General features: G+C 74.7%; 16 protein-coding genes. 7 read left to right on the plus strand and 9 right to left on the minus strand.

From position 1 onward, the window contains the following. Window positions 1-125 precede the first annotated feature (125 nt). From cobM to AC3ET4_RS02265, 4 genes are all read right to left on the minus strand, one after another. Window positions 126-881, minus strand: a complete 756-nt coding sequence (gene cobM, locus AC3ET4_RS02250) for a precorrin-4 C(11)-methyltransferase (RefSeq protein WP_431945259.1) — start codon at window positions 879-881, stop codon at window positions 126-128. Beyond that, window positions 878-2,116 carry a precorrin-6y C5,15-methyltransferase (decarboxylating) subunit CbiE gene (gene cbiE / locus AC3ET4_RS02255; protein ID WP_431945261.1) on the minus strand — a complete coding sequence of 413 codons (1,239 nt, stop codon included), beginning with the start codon at window positions 2,114-2,116 and terminating at the stop codon, window positions 878-880. Before cbiE ends, cobM begins: the two co-directional genes overlap by 4 nt. Window positions 2,117-2,299: 183 nt before the next feature. Beyond that, complete coding sequence (locus AC3ET4_RS02260) at window positions 2,300-4,114, minus strand: APC family permease (protein WP_431945263.1); 1,815 nt, start codon at window positions 4,112-4,114, stop codon at window positions 2,300-2,302. A gap of 126 nt (window positions 4,115-4,240) precedes the next feature. Then, window positions 4,241-5,536, minus strand: a complete 1,296-nt coding sequence (locus tag AC3ET4_RS02265; RefSeq protein ID WP_431945265.1) for a hypothetical protein — start codon at window positions 5,534-5,536, stop codon at window positions 4,241-4,243. Window positions 5,537-5,630: 94 nt separating this feature from the next. Between AC3ET4_RS02265 and AC3ET4_RS02270 the strand changes: the two genes are divergently transcribed. Both AC3ET4_RS02270 and AC3ET4_RS02275 read left to right on the plus strand, forming a co-directional pair. Next, window positions 5,631-6,116, plus strand: a complete 486-nt coding sequence (locus AC3ET4_RS02270; protein WP_431945267.1) for a hypothetical protein — start codon at window positions 5,631-5,633, stop codon at window positions 6,114-6,116. 25 nt (window positions 6,117-6,141) lie between these two features. Continuing rightward, the gene (locus AC3ET4_RS02275) at window positions 6,142-6,564 is read left to right on the plus strand and encodes a DUF7144 family membrane protein (RefSeq protein ID WP_431945268.1); all 423 of its coding nucleotides are present in this window, start codon (window positions 6,142-6,144) and stop codon (window positions 6,562-6,564) included. On the opposite strand, the gene AC3ET4_RS02280 is transcribed toward AC3ET4_RS02275, so the two are convergent. The 3 genes from AC3ET4_RS02280 to AC3ET4_RS02290 all read right to left on the minus strand — a co-directional run bounded on the left by AC3ET4_RS02280 (window position 6,537) and on the right by AC3ET4_RS02290 (window position 8,488). Then, window positions 6,537-7,484: a YhjD/YihY/BrkB family envelope integrity protein gene (locus AC3ET4_RS02280; protein ID WP_431945270.1), complete on the minus strand. Its 948-nt coding sequence runs from the start codon at window positions 7,482-7,484 to the stop codon at window positions 6,537-6,539. The two genes, AC3ET4_RS02275 and AC3ET4_RS02280, sit on opposite strands and share 28 nt — an antisense overlap. A 106-nt stretch (window positions 7,485-7,590) precedes the next feature. Further along, on the minus strand, window positions 7,591-7,989 hold the full coding sequence (locus tag AC3ET4_RS02285) for a DnaJ family domain-containing protein (protein WP_431945272.1): 399 nt from the start codon (window positions 7,987-7,989) through the stop codon (window positions 7,591-7,593). An 85-nt stretch (window positions 7,990-8,074) separates the two neighbouring features. Further along, on the minus strand, window positions 8,075-8,488 hold the full coding sequence (locus AC3ET4_RS02290; RefSeq protein WP_431945274.1) for a pyrophosphohydrolase domain-containing protein: 414 nt from the start codon (window positions 8,486-8,488) through the stop codon (window positions 8,075-8,077). Window positions 8,489-8,940: 452 nt separating this feature from the next. Here AC3ET4_RS02290 and AC3ET4_RS02295 point away from each other — a divergent pair, with 452 nt between their 5' ends. From AC3ET4_RS02295 to AC3ET4_RS02315, 5 genes are all read left to right on the plus strand, one after another. Continuing rightward, window positions 8,941-9,330, plus strand: coding sequence for a TOBE domain-containing protein (locus tag AC3ET4_RS02295; RefSeq protein WP_431945276.1), 390 nt, complete (start codon window positions 8,941-8,943; stop codon window positions 9,328-9,330). Window positions 9,331-9,341: 11 nt separating this feature from the next. Then, the gene (gene modA / locus AC3ET4_RS02300; protein ID WP_431945278.1) at window positions 9,342-10,157 is read left to right on the plus strand and encodes a molybdate ABC transporter substrate-binding protein; all 816 of its coding nucleotides are present in this window, start codon (window positions 9,342-9,344) and stop codon (window positions 10,155-10,157) included. Next, the gene (modB, locus tag AC3ET4_RS02305) at window positions 10,154-11,008 is read left to right on the plus strand and encodes a molybdate ABC transporter permease subunit (protein ID WP_431945280.1); all 855 of its coding nucleotides are present in this window, start codon (window positions 10,154-10,156) and stop codon (window positions 11,006-11,008) included. Before modA ends, modB begins: the two co-directional genes overlap by 4 nt. Further along, a complete protein-coding gene (locus AC3ET4_RS02310) occupies window positions 11,005-12,090 on the plus strand; it encodes an ABC transporter ATP-binding protein (RefSeq protein WP_431945282.1) in 1,086 nt (361 codons plus the stop codon). Before modB ends, AC3ET4_RS02310 begins: the two co-directional genes overlap by 4 nt. 130 nt (window positions 12,091-12,220) lie before the next feature. Next, window positions 12,221-12,757 (plus strand): universal stress protein, encoded by a 537-nt coding sequence (locus tag AC3ET4_RS02315; RefSeq protein WP_431945284.1) that lies wholly within the window; start codon window positions 12,221-12,223, stop codon window positions 12,755-12,757. A 424-nt stretch (window positions 12,758-13,181) separates the two neighbouring features. Here AC3ET4_RS02315 and AC3ET4_RS02320 read toward each other — a convergent pair whose 3' ends face one another. Then, window positions 13,182-13,997 carry a CbtA family protein gene (locus AC3ET4_RS02320; RefSeq protein WP_431945286.1) on the minus strand — a complete coding sequence of 272 codons (816 nt, stop codon included), beginning with the start codon at window positions 13,995-13,997 and terminating at the stop codon, window positions 13,182-13,184. 16 nt (window positions 13,998-14,013) lie between these two features. Further along, a complete protein-coding gene (locus AC3ET4_RS02325; protein ID WP_431945288.1) occupies window positions 14,014-14,235 on the minus strand; it encodes a CbtB domain-containing protein in 222 nt (73 codons plus the stop codon). Between the last annotated feature and the right edge of the window lie 273 nt (window positions 14,236-14,508).

Here is a 14,508-nt window from a genome sequence, read left to right on the forward strand (position 1 = left end):
CTCGAAGAGGGGATATCCGACACGGCCCGGGGAAGTCCGGGAACGTTGTGCTCGAAGCAAGGGATGTCTGCAGCGGTGACGAATGATGGAGCACGACACCCGCGCGGACGACTCGCGATGCGGCGTCAATGCGCCGCGTGCCGGTGGACGCGCTCCGCCGAGTACAGGTGGCTGTCGCGGAACTGCTCCGCCCCCAGCGTGCGACCGACGATGATGACCGCCGTCCGCACCACCCCGGCCGCCTTCACCTGCTCCGCGATGTCCGCGAGCGTGCCGCGCAGCACCAGTTCGTCCGGGCGCGAGGCCATCGCGACCACGGCCGCCGGGCAGTCGGCCCCGTAGTGCGGTGTGAGTTCGGCCACCACGCGGTCGACGTAACGGGCCGCCAGGTGCAGCACCATCAGCGCGCCGCTGCGGCCGAGCGTCGCCAGGTCCTCGCCCTCCGGCATGGGCGTGGCCTGCTGCGCGATCCGGGTCAGGATGACGGTCTGGCCGACGGTCGGCACCGTCAGCTCGCGCTTGAGGGCCGCGGCGGCCGCAGCGAACGCGGGGACGCCGGGGACGACCTCGTACGGGACGCCGGCCGCGTCGAGGCGGCGCATCTGCTCGGCGACGGCGCTGAACACGGACGGGTCGCCCGAGTGCAGCCGGGCCACGTCGTGGCCCTGCTCGTGGGCGCGGACCAGTTCCCCGGTGATCTCGTCGAGCGTCATCTGCGCCGTGTCCACCAGCCGGGCGTCCGGCGGGCACTCGGCGAGCAGTTCGCGGGGCACGAGACTCCCCGCGTAGAGGCAGACCTTGCTGCGGGCCAGAACCCGCTGCCCGCGCAGGGTGATCAGGTCGGCGGCGCCGGGGCCGGCCCCGATGAAGTGGACGGTCATGGCTGTGCTCCCGCGGGTTTGACGGCGGACCACTGGGTGACGGGCATGGCCTGGCGCCAGCCCGTGAAGCCGCCGACCGGGGCGGCGTGCGCGACGGCGAGCCGGACGAGTTCGCCCCCGTGCCGGGCGTACCACTGCGCGAGCAGCGCCTCGGACTCCAGGGTGACGGTGTTGGCGACCATCCGCCCGCCCGGCCGCAGGGCCGCCCAGCATGCCTCCAGCAGGCCGGACGCGGTGAGCCCGCCGCCGACGAAGACGGCGTCGGGGGCGGGCAGCCCGGCCAGCGCCGCCGGGGCGGCGCCGGTCACCACCCGCAGCGCCGGGACGCCGAGCGCGGCCGCGTTGCGGGTGATGCGCTCCGCGCGGACGGGGTCGCGCTCCACGGTGACCGCGCGGCAGGTGCGGTGCGCCCGCATCCACTCCACGGCGATCGAGCCGGAGCCGCCGCCCACGTCCCACAGCAGCTCGCCGGGCGCGGGCGCGAGCGCGGCAAGGGTCGCCGCCCGTACGTGGCGCTTGGTGAGCTGCCCGTCGTGCTCGTACGCGGCGTCCGGCAGCCCGGGCACCAGCCCCAGCCGGGGCGCGCCGGGATCGGCGGCGCACTCGACCGCGACGACGTTCAGGGGATCGCCGGGCGGGTGCGGCCAGTCGCCGGCCGTGCCGTCCAGGATCCGTTCGCGGGGCGAGCCCAACTGCTCCAGCACCCGCAACCGGCTGGCGCCGTAGCCCCGTTCGCGCAGCAGCCCGGCCACGGCGGCCGGGGTGTGCGCGTCCCGGCTCAGCACCAGCACCCGGCGCCCGTCGTGCAGCGCCCCCGCCAGCGCGGGCAGCGGCCGCCCCACCAAGCTCACCACGTCGGTGTCCTCGACCGCCCAGCCCAGCCGCGCGCAGGCGTACGACACCGACGAGGGGTGCGGGAGCACCCGCAGACGTTCCACGCCCAGCACCTCGCCGAGGGTCCGCCCGATGCCGTGGAACATGGGGTCACCGCTGGCCAGCACGGCGATCCGGCGTCCCGCGTGCGCGGCGATCAGCCGCGGCACGGCCGGCCGCAGCGGCGAGGGCCAGGCCACGCGCTCGGCAGCCACCTCACCGGGCAGCAGGTCGAGTTGACGCGGGCCGCCGATGACGACGGCGGCCTCCATCAGGGCCTCCCGGGACGCGGCGGGCAACCCTGCCCAGCCGTCGGCGCCGATCCCGACGACGGCCACGGGGGCGGACGCGTCGTCGTCCATCACGGTCACCTCGGCAGTCGGCGGGAACGGTCGGGCACAGCACCCGAACTCTACGTGGAGTGCCGGGTGAGCCCCGGGCCCGGGGCCCCTGCGCCCGAACCCTTGGCAACGGACTCCCTCGCCACCACCCGGCGTTCGCTCGGCGACCCCGCGATCGCCTGTCCCCTTGGCGCCCCGTACCCGTCAGATGTCCAGCCGGTACGGCAGCAGGCAGACGACGGCGTCCGTGCGCGAGCGCAGGACCGTGGCGAGGAGGATGCCGCGCTGGTTCTGCAGGATGCGGTAACGGGCGTGCCGCGGCTGGACCTCGGGGATGAGGACGGCGATCTGGCGGCCGTCCTGCGACATGCGGCGGACGTAGGAGAGGATCGGCAGCACCAGGGAGCGGTGCGGGCTCTCGATCACGTCGAGGCGGACGCCGGGCTGCCAGCGGTTCCATGTGTCGAGCAGCTCGCGCGCCTTGGCCCGGTCCGGCTCGACGGTGACCGCGACGACCTCGCCGCCGAGGGCCATGGCCGCGGTCAGCGCGCGCCCGGCGAGCCGGCTGACCCCGCCGAGGGGGACGATGACCAGGCTGTCGACGCGCCGCGGCCGCTCGGGGACGGCGCCGAGGGCGAGTTCCCGGCCGACCTCCGTGTAGTAGTGCTCGATGCGGGCGAAGAGCAGCATCAGCAGCGGCACCACGACGACGACCACCCAGGCGCCCTCGGTGAACTTGGTGGTCACCAAAATCACCCCGGCCAGCGCGGTCAGCAGCGCGCCCAGGCCGTTGAGCGCCGCGCGCGGCGCCCAGCGGCGCGGCCGGGCCCCCGCCCAGTGGCGGACGAGCCCGGTCTGGCTGATGGTGAAGCCGGTGAACACTCCGATGGCGTAGAGCGGGATGAGCCGCTGGGTCTCCGCGTCGACGGCGATGAGCAGAAGTGCCGCGAGCGCGGCGAGGGCGACGACGCCGTAGCGGTAGACGGGCCGCTCGGCGCGGAGCGCGAACACGTGGGGCAGCCGGTTGTCGCGGGCGAGCAGGCTCAACAGGACGGGCAGGCCGCCGAAGCTGGTGTTGGCCGCCAGGCCGAGGACGAGGGTGACCACCAGGTTGGTGACGTAGTACGGCCACCCCGTGCCGAAGGAGCCCGCGGTCAGCTGGGCCAGCACGGTCACGCCCTCGCGCGGGGCGACCTCGTCCCGGCGGATGAGGAAGGCGAGCCCGATGAGCATCAGTCCGAGCAGCGCGCCGAGCATCAGCTCGGTGCGCTGGGCGCGCCGCACCTTGGGCGGCCGGAAGGAGGGGACGGCGTTGGCGATGGCCTCCACCCCGGTCAGCGCGGAGCAGCCGGCGGAGAAGGCCTTGAGGACGAGCAGCACGCTCAGCGCCTCCGTCACGTGGACCGGCCGCGGGGCGCCGACGACCGCCGCGGGGTGGGCGAGCAGCAGGCCGGCGACGACGATCCCGCCCACGCACAGCACGAACAGTGCCGCCGGCAGCATCAGCACCCGCGCGCTCTCGGCGACGCCGCGCAGGTTCACCACGGTGAGCAGGGCCAGTCCGCCGAGGCAGATCTCCAGCAGGTAGGGGGTGAGCGCGGGGAACGCCGAGGCGAGGCTGGCGGCGCCGGCGGCCAGGCTGACGGCGACGGTGAGCACGTAGTCGACGACGAGGCTGGCCGCCGCCAGCAGGCTCACCCGCGTACCGAGGTCCTGCTTGGCCACGGCGTAGGAGCCGCCGCCGTCCGGGTGCACCGCGATGACCTGCCCGTAGGAGATGACGAGGACGACCAGCAGCCCCGCGATGACCAGCATGACGGGCAGCGTCACGGTCAGCGCCGCGGTCCCGGCGGCGATCAGCACCAGGACGATGGCCTCGGGCCCGTACGCCACCGAGCTGAGGGCGTCCAGCGACAGCGCGGCGAGCCCCTGCAGGCTGGTGAGCAGGGAGCGGTCCCCCTCGCCGTGCCGCAGCGGTACCCGGGGCCGCTCCTCACGGTGTGCCAGCCCGAAGGTCATCGCCCGACCGCCGTCTGCGTCTGCCTCATGGCTGGTCTCCTCCGCCCGCACGGACCGGCGGGCCTGCCGTCAGCCTCCGGCGGCGGCCTGCCCGGCGCAGCGCGGAGCGGCCGATCGGGTGAGCGGTCAGTCGGGCCGGGCCAGGAACTCCACGACGGCCAGGACGAGGAGGACGGCGAGGGCGAGCCCCAGGACGACCCAGCCGGTCGGGTACGACCAGAAGGCGAGCGCCAGGGCCGCGGCCGCCACCACGATCCAGCCGACCAGCAGTTTGTGCCGGACGAGCCACGGCCCGACGGGACCGGTCCGCATCCCCACCCGGTGCGCCGCGTCGCCCGCGCCGCCCAGCACGGACTCCCACACCCCGCGGGTGCGGCGGGCGTACTGCCCGGGCCCGCTCAGCCAGGCGCCCAGCGCCACGACGACGCCCAGCACGAACACCGCGCGGACGGTCTGGCGCAGGAAGCGGACGAGGGTGTCGTAGACGGTCCCGGCGGCCTGCTGGTCGACGCTCGCGGGCAGCGCGTCGAGGTAGACCACCCGGAAGACCGTCAGCGCCGCGCCGAGCACGAGGGCGGCGGCGGCGAAACCCAGCGCGGCGGCGACCAGGGCGCGCCGCCGGCGGACGGCGAGCAGCACGCCGGCCGCCGCGAGGACGATGGTGAGGATCGGCAGCCAGAAGCCGGCGAGCTGCAGGAGCCGGAAGGCGGTCCTGATCTTGCCCACCTTCTCGGAGCGGACGACGGTGAAGTCGGTGTGGACCTCGGGGATCTTCGCGGCGATGGTCAGGCCCGCGTCGACCAGCCGCTGTTTGACCCGGTCGACGAGGGGGGCGAGGTCGACGGCCACGGTGTCGTTCGTGAGCTTCACCGCGCCGCCTCCCTGGCCGGTCAGCGCCTTGTCCAGCGAGTCGTGGATCCGGCGGTTGGCGTCGGTCCACACCTCCTCGAAGGCGTCGCTGCGCACCACCTTCTCCGCCGCCCCGCGCACGAGGCCCTCGATGCCGCTGGTCAGCGGGGCGGAGAGGCGGCCCAGCAGGTCGTCCAGGAGGGGGCGGTCCTGCGGTGCGACCTCGTCGAGCAGGCTTTTGAGATCGATGCGCTGCATCAGCACGGACGTGATCCGGTCGGCCGCGGCGTCCTGGACGGCGGGGTCGCTCGCCAGGGGCGCGACGGTGGCGACGTAGCGGTCGGTGTCGCCGACCTCGGAGTCCACCCAGACGGCCAGCGCGCTCAGCGGTACGAGGACGCAGGCCACGACGATGAACAGGGCGGAGAAGAAGGCCCGCGCGGGGCGCCGCCGTTGGGGCGTCGGGGCCTGCGGTCCGGCGCCCGAGGCGGCGGTCTCCCGCGCCTCCAGAGCCGACAGCCGGGCACGCAGGTCGGCGAGCTCGTCCCGCCCCGCGGGCGTCGGGTCCGCCATGCCACAGCCGCCTCTCTTCACCACGCGACACGGACATTCAACACGTATGGTGAAAGATGTGCCATTTGGGGCGCATGAGTCAGTGGAGGTAGGAATGACGAGGCCGCACCGGGTCCGCGCGGGGTGCGCGGCGGTCGTACTGTCCGCCACCGCGCTCGCCGCGAGCGCCTGCTCGGACGGCGACACCACCCCCGCCGAGAAGGCGTCGAAGGCCGCGTCCGCCGCGTCCTCGCTGGTGTCCGAGGGCGCCGAGGCCGTCGCCTCGGCGACCGCCGCCGCCCAGTCCCAGCTGGCGAAGATCAAGAACGGCGTCAACGCCAAGGGCGACGTCGCACTCGGCCCCGTGACCAAGGACGGCGGCAAGGCCGCCACCAAGGTCACGGCCACCAACAGCAGCGACAAGCAGGCCACGTACACGGTCGAGGTGACCTTCCGGGACGGGAGCGGCAACCTCCTCGACGCCGTCGTCGTCAACGTCGCGGACGTGGCCCCGCAGAAGTCCGGCGAGGTCACCGCCCGCAGCCACCGCGACCTGACGGGCACGGTCAAGGCCCAGGTCGACGCGGCGCTGCGGCACTGAAGCACCGTCACACGAGGAGGCAGCCATGGCAGCCACCAGCACCACACCCCGGACCGGGAAGCGCGACGCGTGGGCGTACGGCGGGGTCACCTTCGCCGGCGTCCTGCTGCTCGTCGACGGCGTCCTGGCCGTCTTCCAGGGCATCTCGGGAATCGCCACGGACGACGTGTACGCGCGCATCGGCGACTACGTCTTCAAGTTCAGCCTGACCGCGTGGGGATGGATCCACCTCGTCCTCGGCGTGCTCCTGATCATCACGGGCATCGGGCTCCTCGGCGGCGCCGCGCTCTGGTCCCGCATCGCGGGTGTCGTCCTCGCGGGCCTGGGCATCATCGTGAACTTCCTCTACCTGCCCTACCTGCCCTTCTGGTCGCTCGTCCTCATCGCGCTCGACCTGTTCATCATCTGGGCGCTCGCGCACTACAGGCCGGAGCGCTCGGCCGTCTGACCACCGCCCGCCCGGTCCTCCCCCGGCGTGCTGGGGGGAGGGCCGGGGGCGGCGGGCCCGGCGCACGCCCCCGGCCGGCCGCCGTGGAGCACCGCGCCGACGGTCAGGCACACCGTGGCCACGACGCACAGCGCGATCAGCCCGGACAGCAGGGTGAACACCGAGCCCAATGAGCCGTACACCTCCAGGCTGCGGTTCAGCGCCCTCGGCAGATACAGCGGCGCGGAGAAGACGGCCGCCTCCATCAGCAGCGCCGTGAGCAGCGCCCCCGGCAGCAGCGGCCGCCACCCGATCCGGCCGCCCAGCAGCAGGTGCTGCGTCCACCACCAGACGCCCACCGCGCTCACCACGGACAGCGGGACGCCGAGCCAGCGGCCCACGCCGAAGCCCAGGCGCAGCGGCCCCTGGACCGCCAGGTAGACGAGTGCCGCGCACACCCAGGCGACCCAGCGCCAGGCCGCGATCCGCGCCGCCGACTTGGGCAGGCCCCAGGCGCGTTCGCAGACCCGCTGCATCGCCCGGCTGCAGGCCGTGGCCGACAGCAGGGCCATCAGGATGCCCACCGCGCCCACCGTCTGCCGCAGGTCCCCCGGGTGGGACTCGTAGACCGAGCGCAGCTGTTCACCGGAGGGGCCGGAGAGCCCCAGCACCCGCACCAGCGAGTCCAGCAGCTCCCTGCGCACGCCCTCCGGCGCGAGAGAGGCGATGACGAAGAGCAGGGGCACGGCGGTCAGGAAGGCCTGGGCGGCCAACCGGGTGGCCGCGTCCAGGACGTTGACGCTCAGCAGTCGGGCGGCGAGCCGGGTGATGACGGGGAAGCGCCGCTCGGCGTCGCTCCGCAGGGCGCGCGCCCGCCCCGGCAGGTCCGCGAACCGCGCACGGACCCCCTCCGGTACGCCGACCCGTGGCCGCCTTCTCACAGTGCGACTATTTTTCAGCCCGCCCGGCCCCGCAACCGGGGATCTGCCGCGGGGCCCTCGGCGCGGTGCGCGAGCGAGTGCGCGAGGGGGAATGAGCGAGGGACGCTCAGCCCCGTTCCGCGCGCCACCGCGCGACGACGTCCTCCACGTCGTACGGGACGAGACCCAGCGGCGGGCCGTCCATCGGGGTGCGCAGGCCCGCGCGGATCCTGTCGTTGACCTCCTCGACGATGCGGCGCACCTCGCGTTCGGAGGGGGCGCGGGAGGCGGCGTGCATCGCGTCCTCCACCTCCTTGCGCAGCCTCAGGCTCGTCGGCAGCTGGGACAGCCCCTCGCGGGCCATCTTCTCCCTGATCCACCACAGCTCGTCGTAGGGCCGGTCCAAGGCGGCCAGCGGCTTCCCGGCCCCGGGCAGGTCGTCGAAGGCGCCGCGCTCCGCCGCTTCCCGGATCTGCTTGTCGACCCAGGACTCGAAGGGGACGCCCGGTGGCTTACGCTCCGTCATACCGTCGATTCTCCCGCCCGCCGCGCCGACGCGGGAGGGCGCGCTCGAGGAGAACGCGACGGCGCGGTGCCGGCGGGGCGGGGCGTCATTCCCCGGCCGGCGTCCAGCCCTGGGCCCGCAGCACCGCCGCGACGTCCGGGGCGCGGTAGTGCTCCCCCTTGAGGACCTTGCCGTCGGCCCGCAGGGCCGGCCGGCCGTCCGGGCCGAGTTTGCTCATGTTGGCGCGGTGGATCTCCGCGATGACCTCGTCCAGGTCGATGCCGTGCACCAGCGCGGTGCCGTACGCGACATAGACCACGTCGGCCAGCTCGTGCGCGAGGTGGTCGAGCGGCCCCTTCTCGGAGGCCTCGGCGACCTCGGCCACCTCCTCGGCGAGCAGGTCCTGGCGGTGCGCCGCCAGAACGGGCGGGATCTCGGTCGGGCGGGGGCGGACGTCGAGACCGAAGGCGGTGTGGAACTCGCGGACCAGGCCGGCGGGGGAGGGTGAGGAAGGTCGCATTCCGCCGATCGTAGTAGCCGCTCAGCGGCCCCCGGTCGCGCGGACGGCGGAAGGCCGTGACGCCGGGCCCCCGCCGTCGCCGTTCCCGCCGCGGCGGCGTCGGCCGCCCCGCGCGCGGACCCGGACGCCGCCGTCCTCGACGGCCGCCGGCAGGGCGGAACGCGGCACCGCGCCCGCGGCCGTGGTGCGGCTGCGGCCGTGCCGGCTGCCCTGCCTGCGCTGTACCGCCGTGGGGCGGTCGCCACCGGCACGTCCCCGGACCGGCCCATCCTGTGCCGTTGCCGTCCCCACCCGGGTCCGGCGGCAGCCCTGGTGACGAGGAGCCCGCGTGCGCCCGCGCCCTCGCAGCGGAACCCTCATAGCGCGTATGCAAGCGTTCACACCGCCAAAATCATGCTGCCGCAATAGGGAAAGGGGCTTCCCCCTCGCATATGCGTCACTATGATCGGGTCATGCACACCTACCGGATCGGTGAGGCGGCCGCCTTGATGGGCGTGAGCGCCGACACCCTCAGGCGCTGGGTCGACGGCGGGCGGCTGCGGGCGGAACGCGACGGGCAGGGCCGGCGCGTCATCGAGGGCCCCGCACTGGCCGCTTTCGTCCGGGAGTTCAACCGTGCGGAACGCCAGCGCACGGGCTCCTCGGCCCGCAACCGCTTCTCCGGCATCGTCACCGAGGTGATCCTCGGCGACGTCTCCGCACAGGTGGAGATCCAGGCCGGCCCGTTCCGCGTGGTGTCCATGATCAGCCGGGAGTCCGCCGAGGAACTGAAGCTCGAGCCCGGCGTGCCGGCGGTCGCCGTCATCAAGTCGACCAACGTCGTCGTCGAGACGCCTCATTGACCCGGAGGGTCATGCCTGTGACGAACCGTCCCACGCACCGCCGGACCCTTCAGTCGGCCGTCGGAGGCGCCGCGGTGCTGCTGGCCCTGAGCGCGTGCTCGTCCTCGGACGGCTCCGCCCGCGCCTCCTCGCCCTCCTCGCCCGGCGGCGTGGAGGGCACGGTCACCGTCTTCGCCGCCGCCTCCCTCAAGGAGAGCTTCACCGAACTGGGCGAGCAGTTCGAGGCGGCCCACCCCGGCACCGAGGTCACCTTCAACTTCGGCGGCAGCGACGCCCTCGCCGCCAGCATCACCTCCGGAGCCCCCGCCGACGTCTTCGCCGCCGCCTCCCCCACGACCATGCGGATCGTCACCGACGCCGAGGACGCGGCCGGCGAGCCCGCGACCTTCGTGCGCAACCGGCTGGAGATCGCCGTCGTCCCGGGCAACCCCAGGGACGTCGACACGCTCAAGGACCTCACCAAGGCCGGGACGAAGGTCGCCCTGTGCGCCAAGGAGGTGCCCTGCGGCGCCGCCGCGCAGAAGGCGCTGGACGCCGCCGGCCTGAAGCTCACCCCGGTCTCCTACGAGCAGGACGTCAAGAGCGCGCTGACGAAGGTGGAACTGAAGGAGGTCGACGCCGCCCTGGTCTACAGGACCGACGTCAAGGCCGCAGCAGGCAAGGTGGAGGGCGTGGAGTTCCCCGAGTCCGCCGGCGCCGTCAACGACTACCCCGTCGTCCTGCTCAAGGACGCGCCCAACACCGTGGCCGCCAGGGCCTTCATCGCCCTCGTCCGGTCCGAGGAGGGCCGGCGGGTGCTGAGCGGGGCGGGCTTCCTCACGCCATGACCGACCACAAGGGCGGCGCGCCCGAAATCCCGGAGGCCGGGCCGCGCCGCGCGGGCCGCCGGCGGGGGCGCCGTTCCCCGGTGCCCCTGCCACTGCTGCTGCCCGGCCTGCTCGGCCTCGTCTTCCTCGTGCTGCCGCTCGCCGGGCTGCTGGTGCGGGCGCCGTGGAGCGACCTGCCCGCGCAGCTCACCAGCCCCGCGGTGTGGCAGGCGCTGCGCCTCTCCCTGGTCTGCGCCACCCTCGCCACCGCGGTGACCCTCGTGCTGGGGGTGCCGCTGGCCTGGCTGCTGGCCCGCACCGAGTTCCCCGGCCGCCGGCTGGTGCGCGCCCTGGTGACGCTGCCCCTGGTGCTGCCGCCCGTCGTCGGCGGCGTCGCCCTGCTGCTGGCGCTGGGCCGCAACGGGGTGGCCGGGCGGTGGCTGGACCAGTGGTTCGGGGTGACGCTGCCCTTCACGACCGCGGGCGTCGTCGTCGCGGAGGCCTTCGTCGCGATGCCGTTCCTGGTCATCAGCGTCGAGGGCACCCTGCGGGCCGCCGACCCGCGCTACGAGGAGGCCGCCGCCACCCTCGGCGCCTCCCGCTTCACGGCCTTCCGCCGGGTGACGCTGCCGCTGATCGCCCCCGGCATCGCCGCCGGAGCCGTCCTGGCCTGGGCACGGGCGCTCGGCGAGTTCGGCGCCACCATCACCTTCGCGGGCAACTTCCCCGGCCGCACACAGACGATGCCGCTCGCCGTCTACCTGGCCCTGCAGAGCGACCCGGCCGCCGCCATCGCGCTGAGTCTGGTCCTGCTCGCCGTGTCGATCGCCGTCCTGGCCGGGCTGCGCGACCGCTGGACGGCCACCTCATGACCTCCACGGACACCGCCCTCGCGCCCCCCGGCGGCCCGGCGCCGCAAGGCCTGGACGCCCGGCTGGTCGTCGACCGCGGCGCCTTCCGCCTCGACGTGGCCCTCACCGCAGCCCCCGGGGAGGTGCTCGCCGTGCTCGGGCCCAACGGCGCCGGCAAGACCACCGCACTGCGGGCCCTGGCCGGGCTGACCCCGCTCAGCGGCGGCCACCTGCGGCTGGACGGCGCCGATCTGGCGGGCGCGCCCCCCGAGACCCGCCCGGTCGGCGTGGTCTTCCAGGACCACCTGCTGTTCCCGCACCTGTCCGCCCTGGACAACGTCGCCTTCGGCCCGCGCTGCCACGGCGTGCCCAAGGCACGGGCCCGCGCCGAGGCCGCCGCCTGGCTGGAGCGCATGGGGCTGGCCGAGTACGCCGCCACCCGGCCCCGCCGGCTCTCCGGCGGCCAGGCGCAGCGCGTCGCCCTCGCCCGAGCGCTGGCCACCCGGCCTCGGCTGCTGCTGCTGGACGAACCGCTGGCCGCGCTCGACGCCCGCACCCGCCTGGAGGTCCGCGCGCAGCTGCGCCACCACCTGGCCGACTTCGAGGCGGTGGCCCTCCTGGTCACGCACGACCCCCTGGACGCCATGGTGCTGGCCGACCGGCTGGTGGTCGTCGAGCACGGCCGCCTGGTGCAGGAGGGCACGCCCGGCGAGATCGCCCGCCGCCCGCGCACCGACTACGTGGCCCACCTCGTCGGCCTCAACCTCTACCGGGGCCGGGCGGAGGGCCACACCGTACGGGTCGACGGGGGCCCGGCCGTCACCACCACCGAGGAGCTGTCCGGCCCGGCCTTCGTCGCCTTCCCGCCCGGGGCCGTCACCCTGCACCGGGAGCGCCCGGCCGGCTCCAGCGCCCGGAACGTGTGGCAGGGCAGGGTCGCGGGACTGGAGTCGCACGGCGACCAGATCCGCGTGGACGTCCAGGGCGAGCTCCCGCTCGCCGCCGACCTCACCACGGTGGCCACCGCCGATCTCGGGCTGCGGCCCGGCGCCGAGGTGTGGGCCACCGTCAAGGCGGCCCAGACGCACGCCTACCCGGCCTGAACCGGGGGCCAGGGGCAGGGTCAGGCCGGGTCAGCGAGGCCGGGGCGGGATCAGGCCGGCGTCAGGAGTGGGCCGCCCGGCGACAAGAGGACGATAACGGCCGCCCTGGGGCGCACCGCCCGGGTCTTCCATGGAGGGCATGGACGAGGCCGGAAACCACCGGGTGGTCGTCGGGGTGAGCGGCTCCCTCGGCAGCATCACGGCGCTGCACCGCGCCGCCGCCGAGGCGCGCCGCACGGACGCGGTGCTGCTCGCCGTGCTCGCGTGGCAGCCGCCGGGCGGGGAGTTCGCGTACCGGCGCTCTCCCCGCCCCCCGTTGCCGGACGTCTGGCAGGACCGGGCCGGGCAGCGGCTCCTCGACGCCCTCGACGCCGCTTTCGGCGGCCTGCCGGAGGGCCTGCGCCTGCGCGCGATGACCGTCCGCGGTCCGGCGGGACGGGCTCTGACCCTCGTCGCGGACCGCCCGGACGACGTGCTGGTGGTCGGCGCCGGACGACGCGGCCGGCTGCGGCGGCTGCTGCACCCCTCGGTGGCCCGGCACTGCCTGCACCACGCGGTGTGCCCGGTCCTCGCCGTGCCCCGCTCCCCGCTCCATGACGTCCTCGAGGGCGTGCGGCGCCGCAACACCTGGCGGCTGCCCCTGCACGCCGCGACATCCCAGCGGTGAACCGGGACCGCCCGGCGGTCGCGGTGGGCGGTGGGCCGTTGCCCGCCCCTCCCGACCCGGGGCCCGAACCCCGCGCCCCGTGCCGCTGGGGGAGGAGGGCCGAAGAAGGGCGCGTCGTCCCTTGGACGGTGTCGGCCCGATGGTGGAGCCGCGCATGGTGGTGACTGCGCCCGCACGGGAGCGGCTGGACCAGGTGCCGCGGTTCCCACGGGGCCCGCTGATCGCCCTTGACATCCCTCCGGGCCATCAGCCGTGATCATTCACCATTCGAGATCCACTTTCGGTACACGGCCTGGCGAGAGCGGCTGCCACGCATCGCTGCAGTGAGAGCCCTCTGCCGTTCCTTCCCTGACGGAACGCCAGAAGACCCTCGGCCCGGCTCCGGCGAGAAGCCGCCGCCTGCGGCCTCTCGCCGGACCGTGTCCTACGCCGAGGCCGCCGTCCCCGCGCCGACGGAGCCGGGCCCCGTGGAGGCGCCGGGCGGGACCGGCTCCAGCAGGCGCCCGGCCAGGTGGCCGAAGAGCAGGCCGAAAGAGGTCCACAGCGTCAGCTGGATCGCCAGCGCCGCCAGCCGGAACTGCCAGAGCAGCGCTGCCGGGAAGTGCTCCGGCACCTCGTCGACCGCGGGCAGGAACGCGTACGCGAGCCCCACGGCTGTCACGAAGAAGCCGCCGGCGGCCACGGTCGCGTACCAGGCGCCCAGCCTGGGCACGAGGCGCCTGCCGAGGATCGCGGCAGCGACCGCGAGCAGCACGCCGAGCAGCATCATCAGGAAGTACAGCGCGGTGCGCTTGCCGATGGTGTCGGGGTCGCCGACGGCCGGCGGGTTGGCCGGGTACTTCAGGAAGGGCACGACGTAGACCGCGACCAGCGCCGCGGCCGACAGCAGCACGGCCGTGGGCCGGGCGCCGATGCGGCCGATCCGGCCGAGGGCGAAGCAGTAGGCGAGGGCGGCGATGCCGCCCAGCGCCACGCCGTAGACGAGGAGGCCGGTGGCCAGTCCGGCGGTGGACTGCACGGCACGGCTGACCGGTTCGGCGCCGCCGTGCTCGTGCGCGTGCGACTCCTCGAACGCGATGGCGGCGTCGACCTTGGACTCGCCCAGCAGGTAGGCGACGACCAGCGCGAACGCGCCGGCCGCGAGCCCGGCCAGCATGCCCCGCACCAGCAGTCGTCTGACGGTGAGGGAGGTGACCGGGCTGACGGGGTGGGCGGCGCCCACCGGGTCGGTGGGGCTCATGGTCGTGGCGCCCCTGTCAGTGGCAGGGGAAGCCGAGCAGGTGGCGCCCGTCGTGCAGCCACTCGTGGACGTTCTCGCCGGACAGGAGGGACGTGGCCCCCTGCTCGGCGCCCACGAAGTAGAGCAGGACCAGCATCAGGACGCCGAAGAAGACCGCCCAGGGCAGGATCGCCCTGATCGGCAGCGTCACGGGGGCGGTGGAAGGGGCTGCGGCCGGTGAGAGGGCGGACTGCGCCATGGCATGACCTCCTGGTGGGAACTCGCGTCCCGGTCGGTGGAGCTCTGTCGGACGACTGCGGGTCTGACTCGCCTGGCGCGGGGCTGGGCTTACAGTGGCGCGACCGTGCCGGATTTGCACCGGACTTCCGCTGTGTCGTCGTGAATGTCGTCGTGACGGTACCGCGATCCGGTGGTCCGGCCAAGGGCGCGTGGGCACGCCCCGCGGTGCGCGGGAGCACTTCCCCGCGAGCGACGGGCCGCGTACGGCAAGGGCAGTCGGCCATCACGCGAC

This window comes from Actinacidiphila sp. bgisy167 (assembly GCF_057707665.1).

What these genes read in the sequence shown, in the direction of transcription:
- cobM (WP_431945259.1), bottom strand. Translation starts at nt 881, where the DNA reads ATGACCGTCCACTTCATCGGGGCCGGCCCCGGCGCCGCCGACCTGATC.
- cbiE (WP_431945261.1), bottom strand. Translation starts at nt 2,116, where the DNA reads ATGGACGACGACGCGTCCGCCCCCGTGGCCGTCGTCGGGATCGGCGCC.
- AC3ET4_RS02260 (WP_431945263.1), bottom strand. Translation starts at nt 4,114, where the DNA reads ATGACCTTCGGGCTGGCACACCGTGAGGAGCGGCCCCGGGTACCGCTG.
- AC3ET4_RS02265 (WP_431945265.1), bottom strand. Translation starts at nt 5,536, where the DNA reads ATGGCGGACCCGACGCCCGCGGGGCGGGACGAGCTCGCCGACCTGCGT.
- AC3ET4_RS02270 (WP_431945267.1), top strand. Translation starts at nt 5,631, where the DNA reads ATGACGAGGCCGCACCGGGTCCGCGCGGGGTGCGCGGCGGTCGTACTG.
- AC3ET4_RS02275 (WP_431945268.1), top strand. Translation starts at nt 6,142, where the DNA reads ATGGCAGCCACCAGCACCACACCCCGGACCGGGAAGCGCGACGCGTGG.
- AC3ET4_RS02285 (WP_431945272.1), bottom strand. Translation starts at nt 7,989, where the DNA reads ATGACGGAGCGTAAGCCACCGGGCGTCCCCTTCGAGTCCTGGGTCGAC.
- AC3ET4_RS02290 (WP_431945274.1), bottom strand. Translation starts at nt 8,488, where the DNA reads ATGCGACCTTCCTCACCCTCCCCCGCCGGCCTGGTCCGCGAGTTCCAC.
- AC3ET4_RS02295 (WP_431945276.1), top strand. Translation starts at nt 8,941, where the DNA reads ATGCACACCTACCGGATCGGTGAGGCGGCCGCCTTGATGGGCGTGAGC.
- modA (WP_431945278.1), top strand. Translation starts at nt 9,342, where the DNA reads ATGCCTGTGACGAACCGTCCCACGCACCGCCGGACCCTTCAGTCGGCC.
- modB (WP_431945280.1), top strand. Translation starts at nt 10,154, where the DNA reads ATGACCGACCACAAGGGCGGCGCGCCCGAAATCCCGGAGGCCGGGCCG.
- AC3ET4_RS02310 (WP_431945282.1), top strand. Translation starts at nt 11,005, where the DNA reads ATGACCTCCACGGACACCGCCCTCGCGCCCCCCGGCGGCCCGGCGCCG.
- AC3ET4_RS02315 (WP_431945284.1), top strand. Translation starts at nt 12,221, where the DNA reads ATGGAGGGCATGGACGAGGCCGGAAACCACCGGGTGGTCGTCGGGGTG.
- AC3ET4_RS02320 (WP_431945286.1), bottom strand. Translation starts at nt 13,997, where the DNA reads ATGAGCCCCACCGACCCGGTGGGCGCCGCCCACCCCGTCAGCCCGGTC.
- AC3ET4_RS02325 (WP_431945288.1), bottom strand. Translation starts at nt 14,235, where the DNA reads ATGGCGCAGTCCGCCCTCTCACCGGCCGCAGCCCCTTCCACCGCCCCC.